The sequence below is a fragment of the Streptomyces sp. NPDC000075 genome, from assembly GCF_040301925.1.
Classification (GTDB): domain Bacteria; phylum Actinomycetota; class Actinomycetes; order Streptomycetales; family Streptomycetaceae; genus Streptomyces; species Streptomyces polychromogenes.
In genome coordinates this window covers 125,651-137,989 of the sequence record NZ_JBEPFL010000001.1, presented here as the reverse complement: position 1 = coordinate 137,989, position 12,339 = coordinate 125,651, and the positions used below count along the sequence as shown (strand labels likewise).

Annotated in this window: 8 protein-coding genes; 3 read left to right on the top strand and 5 right to left on the bottom strand. The window is 72.0% G+C overall.

The window, feature by feature from the left end; translation table 11 throughout:
• Nucleotides 1-202 precede the first annotated feature (202 nt).
• Entirely contained in the window at nt 203-994 is a 792-nt protein-coding gene (locus ABT403_RS00550; protein ID WP_344167780.1) for a GNAT family N-acetyltransferase, read from the top strand.
• A gap of 129 nt (nt 995-1,123) precedes the next feature.
• Here ABT403_RS00550 and ABT403_RS00545 read toward each other — a convergent pair whose 3' ends face one another.
• The 5 genes from ABT403_RS00545 to ABT403_RS00525 form a co-directional block, all read right to left on the bottom strand.
• Entirely contained in the window at nt 1,124-2,566 is a 1,443-nt protein-coding gene (locus ABT403_RS00545) for a serine/threonine-protein kinase (protein WP_344167783.1), read from the bottom strand.
• Nucleotides 2,563-3,372: a serine/threonine protein kinase gene (locus ABT403_RS00540; RefSeq protein WP_344167786.1), complete on the bottom strand. Its 810-nt coding sequence runs from the start codon at nt 3,370-3,372 to the stop codon at nt 2,563-2,565. The genes ABT403_RS00545 and ABT403_RS00540 overlap by 4 nt, the downstream gene beginning before the upstream one ends.
• Before the next feature lie 480 nt (nt 3,373-3,852).
• Nucleotides 3,853-5,904 carry a DUF8189 domain-containing protein gene (locus ABT403_RS00535; protein WP_344167789.1) on the bottom strand — a complete coding sequence of 684 codons (2,052 nt, stop codon included), beginning with the start codon at nt 5,902-5,904 and terminating at the stop codon, nt 3,853-3,855.
• A gap of 89 nt (nt 5,905-5,993) precedes the next feature.
• The gene (locus ABT403_RS00530; RefSeq protein ID WP_344167792.1) at nt 5,994-7,502 is read right to left on the bottom strand and encodes a DUF8189 domain-containing protein; all 1,509 of its coding nucleotides are present in this window, start codon (nt 7,500-7,502) and stop codon (nt 5,994-5,996) included.
• Nucleotides 7,499-8,485 (bottom strand): alpha/beta hydrolase, encoded by a 987-nt coding sequence (locus ABT403_RS00525; protein WP_344167795.1) that lies wholly within the window; start codon nt 8,483-8,485, stop codon nt 7,499-7,501. The genes ABT403_RS00530 and ABT403_RS00525 overlap by 4 nt, the downstream gene beginning before the upstream one ends.
• A 233-nt stretch (nt 8,486-8,718) precedes the next feature.
• Here ABT403_RS00525 and ABT403_RS00520 point away from each other — a divergent pair, with 233 nt between their 5' ends.
• Nucleotides 8,719-11,190, top strand: coding sequence for a penicillin acylase family protein (locus ABT403_RS00520; protein WP_351647399.1), 2,472 nt, complete (start codon nt 8,719-8,721; stop codon nt 11,188-11,190).
• Between the two features lie 60 nt (nt 11,191-11,250).
• Nucleotides 11,251-12,270: an alpha/beta hydrolase gene (locus tag ABT403_RS00515; RefSeq protein WP_425580319.1), complete on the top strand. Its 1,020-nt coding sequence runs from the start codon at nt 11,251-11,253 to the stop codon at nt 12,268-12,270.
• Nucleotides 12,271-12,339: the final 69 nt, after the last annotated feature.

The window sequence follows — 12,339 nt, the reverse complement described above, 5'->3', positions numbered from 1 at the left end:
GCCGCCCACCCACCGGTGCGCTGACGCACCGCCCGCAGCGCCGGCGGCCTCTCCCACCACTGCCCGCTGTCTCCTTCAGTCCGGCCTCCGCGGCATCGCACCTCGTCGCGCCCCGGCCGGGGGCAGTGTTTCCGCCTTTCCCGGACCGCACCGCGCCCCGGTCCGCGCACCCGTGTACCCGTGCACCGCCTGGAGACGATTCGTGATCGAGATCGGTCCGCAGCAGCTTCCCCTCCTCAGCCGTTGGTTTCCCACCGGCTCCCCCGGCCCCGGCACCCTCGCCGAGCACGCACTGACCACGGGGGCCGGCAGCTGGTGGGCCGACCGCCCCGACCGGCCCCGCGTCCTCGCCGTCAGCTGCGCGGACCACGTGCTGCTGCGCGGCGACCCGGGCGCGCTCGCACCTGACGCTCTGGTCCGGTTCGCGGACCGGTACGTCGAGGCCCCGGCTCGGTTCTGGCCCGCCCTGGGATCCGCCTTCGAACGCGTCGTCCCCTGGGAACGGATGCTGTACGTCCACCAAGCCCAGACGCCCGTGTCCCCGCCCCGGACACCGCGCGGCGTGACGGTGCGCCGGCTGACGCCCTCGGACGGACCGGCGCTGGCCGGCCTGTGCCCCGAGGACGCCTGGGTCCATGCCAGTTGGGGCGGGCCCGTGGGGCTCGCGGCGTCGGGCCACGCGTGGGGCGCTCTCGCCAAGGGCCGGATCCTCTCGGTCGCCTGCACCTACTTCCTCGGCAGCGCCTACGAGGACATCGCCGTCCTCACCGTGCCCGATCGCCGCCGCGAACGCCTCGCACTGGCCTGCGTCGCCGGCCTGACGGCCGACATCCGCGCCCGGGGCCACACGCCGAGCTGGTGCTGCTCGCGCGACAACCGGCCCAGCCGGCTGCTGGCCTGGACGGCCGGGTTCCGGCTGACCCGCGAGTACGTCCATCACGCCACCGGCCCGGCCCCGGCCCGGGCGGTCAGGGCGGCCCCCGTTCCCGCGTGAAGCGGGGGCCATCGGACAAGGGGCTCACGACCCGGCCGGCCCAGACGGCCCGAGGCCCGCGCCCCCCATGGTGCGGCCCCCCGCGTTTTCGTCCTCCTCCCGACCCACCTGGGCGGCAGCCCCCGCGGATCAGCGCGCGGTCGTGGGGACCGGGCACCCCGGCAGGGCCGGCCGGTCCTTCGTGCGTACGGCGGGGAGCCAGGCCGTGGGGGGCGTGGAGCCGGAAGGGAGGCGGACGCGGAACCAGCGGGTGGACTGCTGGTCCTCCTCGTTGATGATGGGCTGCCCGTCGGACACCTGGCAGTCGGCCGCGAGGACGTCGCCGTGCCACACCCGGGTCGCCACGACGTTGTCCGCGGCGTACGGCCGCCGGGGGTCGATCGCCAGGCCCAGACTGCACTGCCGGTCCCGGTCGGCCCGCTCCCGGCACCCCTTCTCGGCGTTGAACACCCGGATCGCGCCGGCCTTCGCCTCCGCGCCACCGGGAGGTGCGGACGGGTTCGCCCGCACCGTGTCCGCCCACAGGGTCGCACCCGCGATCCCGCACAGCGCGGTGGCCAGGACGGCGGCGCGGGCCCGGCCCCGCAGCCGGCCCGCCCCCGTCCCGCGGGTTCCCTGTTCGGCGGCGATACGGGCGAGCAGGCTCTCGGCGGTGTGCGGGGCGCGCGCCGCGTGGGTGGGGGCGAGGCAGTCGGCGGCCAACGCCCGCCAGAACGGCGGCACCGCGGGGTCCAGGCGCAGCGGCACCCGGCCTTCGCCGTACCCCTGCACGGCGGCGCCCCGGGCCATGGGTGTGGCGCCGGCGAACGGGGAGGTGCCGGAGGCGAACACCTCGTGGATGATGATGCCCAGGGCCCAGATGTCGGCGCTCGGCCGGACCTGTACACCGAGCTCCCCGAGCGGCGCCCGCCAGCGCTCGGGCGGGAGGTAGTCCAGGGTGCCCATGGGCGGCGCGTACCCGTGCGTGCCTGTCATCTCGGTGGCGAGGCCGAAGTCCGACAGCTTCACGGAACGGTCGGTGCCCAGGAGGACGTTGTCCGGCTTGAGATCGGCGTGGACCCAGCCCGAGCGGTGGAGGTGGGCCAGTCCCTCGCAGATCCCCGCGATCAGCCGGGGGCGGTCGGCCTCGGCCACCCCCGCGTCGAGGAGTTCGCGCAGACTGCCTGCGGCTCGCTCCATGACCAGCACGATCGCGCCGTCCAGCGAGGGGCGGTCGGGTGCGGCGAGGACGAAGGAGTCCAGGAGACCGATCAGCCGGGGGTGGCCCGCCCTGCGCCCGAGTTCGACCTCGCGGCGCGCGGATTCCACGATCCTGCGCGTCTGGCGCGGGGCGTACCCGGCGGTCGGCATGATTTTCAGCGCGACGTCGGCTCGTCCCGTCGGCATGCCCGCGGGGGCCACCCCGCCGGTCCGGCCGGGGTACCCGTCGGCGGGCCGTGCCGCGTAGACCGTGGACCAGCCCCCGGACCCGATGAAGTCGGTGACCGTCCAGTCCCGCACCCGGTAGCCGGGCGGCAGGAGGTCCCTGCGCTCGCACTCCGTGGTGTCGCGCAGGCCGCTCGGCGGCGTCATCGCATGCTCTGCCGCTCCCGCCCGCCGGCCCCGGTCAGGGGCGGCAGCAGCGTGAGGTGCTCCTCCCGTACGAGCCCGAACCGCAGCGCGAGCCCCACGATCTCCTCCCGCTTGCCGTTGCGGCGCTCGCTCCTGCCGGGTTCGCGCAGGTCCGGGGCGCCGATGCGCAGCTTCTCCTCGGCGAGGTAGTCGATGTGCGAGCTGATCGCACGCGCGGTCAGCGTGCCGCAGGCGGGGTGCCCCCTGAGCCGCTCGACGATCTGGGGAGTCGTGGGGACCGCCACGCGGGACTGGTCGCGCAGGCGCGGTTCGCAGAGCGCGACGAGTACGAGGAAGTAGACGGCCGTCTCGTCCAGGGAATACGCCGTGACCGTGGGGCGGCCCCAGGGGGCGCCCATGGCGTCCGGGTCCAGATAGACGTGGTCGGGCGCGAACACCTGGAAGGAGACGGTGACGTCGCTGCGGGTGGGCAGCACCACGCGGGAGAACTCGAACGGGACGGGCGCCCCGGCCCGTCGCGGCGGAACCCTCAGGTACTCCCCCGCTCCCTCCGGGTTCTCCACCAGGTAGCTGTGGGTGGCACTGTGGTTGGTCAGCTGCCAGTGGTCGTCGGCGACGCGGATCTCCCCGGCGAGCCGGGAGATCGCCGGATCGGCGAGGCGCAGTTCGACGGGGACCGTCGATGAGCCGCGTCCGAAGCGGGCGGCCTCGCCCGGTCCGAGCCGCAGCGTCACGGGGTCACCGTACGGTTCGCCGCCGTCGGCGCCACTGCACCCCTGCGGCAGATGGACGACTACACCGCTCATGGTTCCCCCTGTTCCACGCGTCGCTGCTCGGACGAGTGGAACAATACTCATCTCTCAAGGGAGTTCATCGGCGTACTTCGGCCACTTCGGCAGGGCAGCGCCTGCCCGGCTTCCACCGGGTCGGGACGCCCACCCCGGCGCCCATGGAACCTTCCCGGTCTCCCTTCCCATCCGGCTCACCCACCCTCCCGCAAGGGCCGCCCGTGGTGAGCGGGGTCAGGCCGACTCTGTGTCAGCGGTGGCGTTTTGGGGCTCTTTCCGACTCTCTGCCGAGCGGAACGGAGCAGCGGACGGTGCGGCCGGCACAGGGGCATCGGAGTGGTATCCGTCCCTCCGGCCGTGGCCGCCGATGGCCTGCCACGGCCCCGCCAGGGTGGGGAAGCTCACCGTGCCTGGGGGTCACGACGCCGCCTGCCCGTCCTTTTCCCCCTTTCACTTGGCGAAATCCACACTCCACGATCCGCCCTCCGCACTCCGCACTCAGAGAGCGGGACTGCCCGATACGACGGGGACGACCGCTCGGTCGCCGAAGGCCGTCCACGGCTGCCATCCACCACTCGGCCGGTCCTGGACGCGGGTGCGGATCCGGCCCTCGGCGGTGACGGCGAAGACGTGCGTCCGCCCGGTGGAATCGAGCGCGGTGGCCGGGGTGGCGGCGAGCCTGATGCCGGGCTCGCCGAACTCCCCGCCGGAGTCCCAGCTTCCGCCGGGGGTGGTCTGCCAGCGGTGGCCGAGCCGGGCGCCACCGGGCGTCAAGGAGAAGGCCTCCAGGCGGCCGTCGGCGTTGACGGCGAACGCCGGGGCGGCGGCGCTCCAACCGAACAGGGGCAGCCAGTCGCCCCAGCCGCCGTTCGCCGCGAACTGCCGCCGGCCGAAGGTTCCCACGCCCGACGGTCCGATCGCGGCGACGGTGAGCCGGCCGCTGCCGTCCCGGGCCACCCGCGGTGCGGCGCCCGCCGCGGTGCCGAAGCGGTGCCATGCGGCGGTCCAGGCACCGCCCGGGGTCTCCTGCCACCGGTGGACGATCCCGGAGCCGCCGGGCGAGAGGGCGAATACCTCCAGGCGGCCGTCCGCGTTGGCCGCGACCACCGGGGGCGCGCCCGCCGCCCCGCCGAAGCCGGGCTCCCACGGGTCCCAGGCCGGGGATCCGGGTGACCGCTGCCGTCGCCGGGCGACGGACGCGCCGCCGGGGCTCAGGGCGAACACCTCCAGCCTGCCGTCGGCGTTACGGGCGACGGCAGGGGCGGCGCCGGCCGGGCCTCCGAACTCCTCCCAGTCGTACCAGCCTCCGTCCGGCCGCTGCACCCGGTGGTGCAGATTGGCCCCGCCCGGGGCGAGCGAGAACACCTCGAGCCTGCCGCCTGCGCCCTGGCCGAGGGTGGGAACGGCCCCGGCCGGCCCTCCGAAGGGCTCCCACTCCGACCAGGCGTCGGTGTCCGGGGCGAGCTGGACGCGCCGCAGCATCGAGCGGTCGGAGGCGTCGAGCGCGAACACCGTGAGGCGGCCGCCGACGTCGAGGCCGGCCACCGGATTGTCCGCGCTCTGCCACGGCGGCGGCGTGTCCCGCCATTCCAGGGGCGCCACGTGCAGCCCGTACCGGAACCAGCCCGCAGCGCTGGCGTACCAGGTGTCCCCGTCCGCGAAGACCTCGACGGCGTGGCCGGACACATGGCCCGCGTAGCCGTCGAGGCCGAAGCGGTAGGGGTCCCGGGACGCCAGCACGTCCGTGCCCTCGTAGCCGCCCCTCGGTCCCGTGAACAGGTAGTACCAGCCGTCCCGTTCGACTACGTACGGGGACTCGGTGACCGAGACGGTCGTGTCCGTGGTCGCGTCGGTGAACGCGACGCCCGGCTCGCTCCAGTGCAGCAGATCGGCGGACCGCCGGAAGGCCACGACGTGGTGGCCGCCCGCGCCGGAGAGCTCCGTGTAGTACATGACCCATTCGTCGCCGACCCGCAGCACCATCGGGTCGCGCGCCGCGAGTCCGCGGAAGAGCGGGCCCGACGGCTCGCGCGTCCAGTTGAACAGGTCGGGCGAGGTGGCGAGGTTGATCGCGGCGCCGCCCGCTCCGCCCGCGGCGTAGAACATCCAGAACCTGCCACCCGCGGCGACGACGTGGGGCGCCCACAGGTGTTCCTCGCCGAAGTAGGAGGGATCGACGGTGAGCGCGTCGGCGTGGGTGGTCCACGGACCGTGCGGGCTCGGCGCGGAGGCGTGGACGAAGGAGGTCTCGCCCGTGCTGTCCGGGGATTCGCCGCGCGGAGCGCTGTTCCCGACGATGCTGAACAGGTGCCAGCGGCCCTGGGCCTTGATCAGGGAGTGGTCGTTGAGGTAGCGCGGCCCCGCAGGGGTGGACGGGTCGTAGACGTACGCGAAGGGGCCGGCGCCGACCCACCGGGCGGGCGGTACGGCATCGGTGGCGCGGTAGGCGGCGGCCGGGGCCGCGGCCGCGGTCCGGCCGGTGTCCAGGAACGGGAACGCGCCCGCCCCGGCGGCACCCCGCAGGAGGGTGCGCCTGCTGATCGCCGGCATGAGTCTCTCCAGTGAGGCCGCGTGGCCGGCCGTGCCCGAACGGGGGGCATGGCCGACCACGGGGCGCGTGTGTGGCGGTCGGAGACCGGTCAGCCCTGGGTGGGGCCGGCGGTGCTGTTGAGCCAGGCCCATTCGGACCAGGTGGAGAAGCCGGTCTGCCATTTGTGGAAGGTGCCGGTGTGGTTGGTGCCGAAGACTTCCATCCGGCCGTCGGCGTTGGTGACCGCCGTGACCTCGGTGCCGCCCCCGCCGAAGGCGTTCCAGTCGCCGTACGCCCCGTTGACGGCGCGCTGCCAGGTGTGCATGGCCGTACTGCCGTTCATGGCGAAGACCTCGACCCGGCCGTCCGGTGTGCGTTCGCTGCTGAGTTGTGCGTCGGCGGGACCGCCGGTCCCCTCCCAGCCTGACCAACTGGCCGCGTTCGTCTGGTATTTGTGGAACACCCCGGTCGGGCCGGAGGCGAACACCTCCAGGCGGCCGTCGGCATTGTGGTCGACGGTGAGGTCGTGGCCGCCGCCTCCGAAGGTCTCCCAGTTCGACCAGCCACCGCTGGGGGCCGTCTGGTAGGCGTGCTGGAAGGTGTCGGCGCCCAGGGCGAACACCTCCAAGCGGCCGTCGGGCGACTTCTCCATCTCCACCCGGCTGTCGGCGGGGCCGCCGCCGGTGGCCTCCCACTGCGACCACCCGCCGTTGGGGACGAGTTGGTACCGGTGGAAGAGGCCGGCGGTTCCGGAGGCATAGACCTCGATGCGGCCGTCGGCGTTGACACCGGCCGCGGTGTCGCGGCCGCCACCGCCGAAGGTCTCCCAGTTCGACCAGCCACCGGAGGGGGACAGCTGCCAGCGGTGCTGGAAGGTGCTGCCCGACAGGGCGAACATCTCCAGACGGCCGTCCGCATCGGGCGCGATCGCCAGTTCGGCGTTGCCCGGCCCGCCGAGCGGTTCCCAGGCCGACCAGTTGCCGTTCACTTCCTGCTGCCAGGCGTGGTGCACCCCGTCGGCGCCGGCGACGAACACCTCGAGCCGTCCGTCCGCCGACCGCGCCGACACCACGCGTCCCGACTCCGCCGGGTACACCGGCGGCTTGGGCCGCGGCCCGCTGCCCGGGGTGCAGGGCAGGACGACGCCGCGCTCCGCCAGGTAGGCCTCGGGGTCGATGCCGTAGGAGGTGGACCGGTCCCCCCAGATCCGCAGGTGGAGGTGGGAGCCGTCGACGTTGGTGCCCTCCGCGCCCATCAGGGCGATCTGCTGGCCTGCCACGACGTGGTCGCCCACGGAGACGTCGCGGCGGGACATGTGCCCGTACTCGGAGATCCGCCCGTCGGGGTGGAGCACGCGGATCCACTGGCCGTAGTCGCCGGTGTATCCGGAGATGGTCACTTCGCCGTCGCCGACGGCGTAGATCGGTGTCCCGACGTCGTTGGCGATGTCGACGCCGTTGTGGCCGCTGTGGAAGTGCTGGGACACCCAGCCGGTGGTCGGGCAGGCCGCGGTGAGCTCGGCGGGCCGGGCCTCGGCCGAACCCGTGGCGGCCGGCACCGACAGCGCCGAAAGGAGTACGGCGGTCGCCGCGAGGACGCGGCTCAGTGGGCCGTTCACGCCTTGCGCAGCCGGTCGATGATGCCGTTGATGTCGTCCTGCAGCAGATCCCGGCGGACATAGTGACCGCCGCCCACCTCGTGCTGCTCGTAGGGGATGCCCGCGCGGTCGAGGTTCCACTTGAACTCCCGCTGGGTGGCCAGCACCAGGGTTTCGTTGGCGTAACCCTGGATGTCCTCGGGGCTGGTGCCGGCGACCAGGAAGACCCGCTTGTTCCGGTAGCTCTCGATGCGCTCGCACGGGTTGTCCGCGCTGACCCGGGCCTGGTCCCAGAAGGGCACGCCATAGATGCTGCCGCCGTTGAGTTCCACCGCGGCGGAGGAGGCGTTGGCCCAGTGGGTCACCAGGTCGCCGTTGCCCCCGCGCAGGTTGGCCGGGCCGGAGTGGGCGCTGACCGAGGCGAAGTGGCCGTAGTACTTGGCGGCGTACTTCAGGGCGCCGAAGCCGCCCATGGAGAACCCGGAGACGGCGCGGCCGTCGTATTCGGCGTAGGTACGGAAGTTCGCGTCGACCCAGGGGATCAGCTGACCTATGTGGAAGTACTCCCAGTTCCGGGCACCGATGTTGGAGCTCACCGGGTTGGAGTACCAGCCGGCGCGCCCGCCGTCGGGCATCACGACGATGAGGTCCTTCCAGGCGGTCAGACCCCGGATGTCGTGGAACCGGTCGAAGGTGATGAAGTCCTCCAGGCCACCGTGGAGCAGGTAGAGGACGGGGTAGCGGCGCCCGCTGGTGTGGTAGCCGTCGGGGAGCAGCACGTTGACGGCCGGGGTCCAGCCGCCGATGGCGGAAGTCTGGAACCGGTAGTACCACATCCGGGGATCCTGCTCGCCGCGTTCCGTGATGTGCAGGCCGGGAATGTCACCGACGGCGGAAGCGGTCGACGCGGCGGCGAGGACTCCCGCGCCGCCCATGGCCATCGCGGCCGTGAAGCCACCGGCGGTCTTCAGGATGCTCCTGCGGCTGGGGTGCTGCGCGCTCACTGTGTCCTCCTGGTCCGGAGCGTGACGATGCTCCCGGAAGGTAGCAACGGTGCCCGGGCCGGGAGACCCCGGAAGATTCCGGACTGACAGGGGCCGGGTGCGTCGGCTAGGGGGTGTGGCGGGGGCATCGGGGAACTGTCGGAGCCGGTGTCGGGGTCATCGGGATTTCATCGCTCCTCCCTAGCGTGGCCGCGGTCAGACGAAGGCCCGGACCACAGGGGAAGGACGGCTCGATGGCGCGGAGGAGATTCAGGGCGAGGCTGCCGATGGTGGTCACGGCCGCGGTGGCGGCGGTGCTGAGCACGATGGCGGCAACCGGGGCGCCGGCTCCGGGACAGGCGCCCGACAAGCCGGCCATCCGTTACACCGAGTACGGAATCCCGCACATCATCGCTTCCGACTGGGCGGGACTGGGCACGGGCTACGGATACGCCGCCGCCAAGGACAACATCTGCACCTTGGCCGACACCCATCTGATGGTCAACGCCCAGCGGTCCCGCTATCTGGGGCCGGACGGCAAGGCGAGCCCCGGCGAGCACCAGAACACCACGACGAACCTCAACAGCGACATCTACTTCCAGCGGATGAACGACAACCGGGTGGTGGAGCGGCTGATCGACCTGCCCGCGCCCAACGGACCTGAGCCGGAGGTCAAGGAGGCCATTCGCGGCTACGTCCAGGGGTACAACAGGTACCTGGCCGAGACGGGCGTGGACCACATCACCGACCCGGCCTGCCGCGGCAAGGCGTGGGTGCGGCCGATCACGGAGCTGGACGTCTACCGGCACGCACACGCCGAGATCATCATGGGCACCGCCGACGTGCTGCTCGACGGCCAGGTGAACGCGGCTCCCCCAGGGGCTTCGGCCGCCGCTTCGGCCGCCACTTCGGCCGCCGCCCCGCCGGCCTCCTCGGCCGCGGAGACCGCGTCGAAGATCCGTGACGCGATGGCGGTCAGCCGTCAGCAGAGCATGGGCAGCAACGCGCTGGCGGTCGGCTCACAGGGCGTGTCCGGGGGCACGAGCATGCTCCTCGCGAATCCGCACTTCCCCTGGCAGGGCAAGAACCGGATGTGGCAGAGCCAGCTGACGATCCCGGGCAGGATCAACGTCTCCGGGGCCAGCCTCCTCGGCTTCCCCGCGGTGAACATCGGGCACAACGACGATGTCGCCTGGAGCCACACCGTCGCCACCGTGGCCCCCTTCGGGCTGTTCGACGTACAGGTCGATCCACTGCGTCCGACCAACTACCTGGTCGACGGCGCCTGGGAGGCGATGACCTCACAGCAGGTCGGTGTAGACGTGCTGAACGCGGACGGTTCCATCGGCAGGGTCAACAGGACCTTGTGGGCGACGCGTTACGGCCCGGTCACCACACAGGTGCTGACCGTCCCGCTGCCCTGGGTGGTCAGCGCGCACGCGGTGCGCGACGTGAACATGGACAACTTGAGGGCGCTGAACACCTGGTTCCGCCTCGACCAGGCCAAGGACGTCGACGAGGTGGTGAACACCCTGGAGACCACGCAGGGCGTCCCCTTCTTCAACACCGTCGCCTCCGACCGCAAGGGCAACGCCCTGTACGCGGACATCCAGGCCACCCCGAACATCACCGACGAGCACGCCCGGTCGTGCCTCACCCTGACCGGCCAGGCGCTGTTCAACCAGGTGCTGCGGCTGCCGAACGTGCCGCCGGTCTCCATCTTCGACGGCAAACGCAGCGCGTGCGACTGGCCCACCGACCCGAACGCGGTCGCACCAGGGCTGCTGGACCCGCACAGGCAGCCGCGGCTGATCCGCAAGGACTTCGTCGGCAACGCCAACGACAGCGCCTGGCTGGCCAACCCCGAGCAACCGCTGTCCTTCCCCCGGGTGATGGGCGATACGGCGGCGCCCCGGTCGCTGCGCACCCAGGAGTTGATCCTGACTGCGCAGAAGCGGATCAACGGCACCGACGGCCTGCCCGGCCGGGGGTTCACGCCGGAGAACATGCGGCAGCTGCTGTTCGCCGACAACAGCCGGGCCGCCGATCTGGCCCTCGACGCCACGGTGACGATGTGCCGGGCCCAGCCCTTCGGGCTCATCCTGGTGGACGGCCAGCTGGTCAACGTGAGCGAGGCCTGCCCGATCCTGGCCGGATGGAAGAGCCACGACTTCACGGCGGACAGCCGGGGGTCCTGGCTGTTCGAGAACTACTGGTACGCCCTGCTCGACGGCCAGTCGGTGGAGAAGCTGCCGTGGCGGATCCCCTTCGACCCCAACGACCCGGTGCACACCCCCAACTCGCTCGACTCCGGCAGCTCCGCCGTCCGCGACGCGTTCGGCCGGACGGTCATCGCCTTCCGCAACGCGGGGATCCCGCTGAACGCGGCGTTGTCGGACGTACAGAAAATCACGCGCAACGGCGAACAGATCCCGATCCACGGGGCGGTCCACGAGCTGGGGGTGCTGAACGTGGTCACCCCCGGCTCGGTCGACGGCACGATGGACATCACCTTCGGCTCCAGCTTCGTCCAGCAGGTGCGGTTCACCGCCGACGGACCGCCGCAGGCCTCTTCCGTACTGGCCTACTCCCAGTCGGCCAACCCGAATTCACCGCACTACGCCGATCAGACCAAGTTGTTCTCGGCCGGCCAGTGGGTGACCGAGCGGTTCACCGAGGAGCAGATCGCGGCCTCGCCGGCCCTGGAGGTCAAGGTCCTGAACTGAGACCGGTCTCCCGATCGGTCCCGCACCCGCACGACGACAGAACTCACGAGGGAGCACGCTGTGACGAGGACATCGAGTCGGTGGCGAATGGTGGTGGCCCTGATGGCCGCCGTGGTGGGAATGACGCTGCCGGCGGGTACGGCACAGGCCGCCGAAGGCACCGAGCCACCGAGGATGACGGACGGGTTCGGCCTGACCCAGGTCGACACGACGGTGGGCGGTCCCACCAACTTCTACATCACCGTGACCACACCTGAGGTCTCGGGCAAGCACCACATCAAGATCATCCTGCCGAGCGGTTACTACGACGCCCCGGCCAGGCGCTACCCGGTGCTGTACTTCCTGCACGGTTCGCCCGACGACCCGATCCAGCAGAACTACCCGGCGCTGACCACCTCGAACGAGATGATCACCGTCATCCCGGACGGGGGCGCCCGGGGCTGGTACGCCAACTGGCTCAACCAGAGGACCGCGGCCGGTGCCCAGAACTGGGAGAACTTCCACCTCAAGCAGGTGATTCCGTTCATCGACGCGAACCTGCGGACCATCGCCGCCAAAAAGGCCAGGGCCGTCGCCGGTGTGTCCATGGGCGGGTTCGGGGCCCTGCACTACGCCCAGGTCCGCCCCGACCTGTTCCGCCAGACCGCGTCCCTGTCAGGTGACATCGACCTGTCGGTCCGGTCCATGGACCTGCGGATGGCCGTCGTCGCCTCCCTCGTCGGCTACTCCCCCGGCGTGGACAGTGACGCCGCGTTCGGCTCGCCCTACCCGGTGTTCAACGCCGACTGGAGGTTCAACGAGGTGGACCCGGCGGCGCACATGGACAAGCTCGCGGGAGTCGGGGTCTCCATCTACGTCGGCAATGGACGCGGAGACGTCACCGACCTGGAGTTCTGGGTGGAGAGCGCGTCCAAGCACGTCAAGGACAGCATGGACGCCCTGCGCATGCCCTACTACTACGTCGACTACGGCGACGGCGGCGGCTGGGGCACCAACTGCAACGGCGGCCACAACGCCTGGTGCTGGGAAGCCGACCTCCAGGACCTGGTTCCCCGGCTGGAACGGTCCTTCGCCTCCTGACGGGATGACCGGGCCGCCCCGCTCCGGCGGCGGCCCGGTCCGGAGGCGGCCCGGTCATCCCGGCGGCGT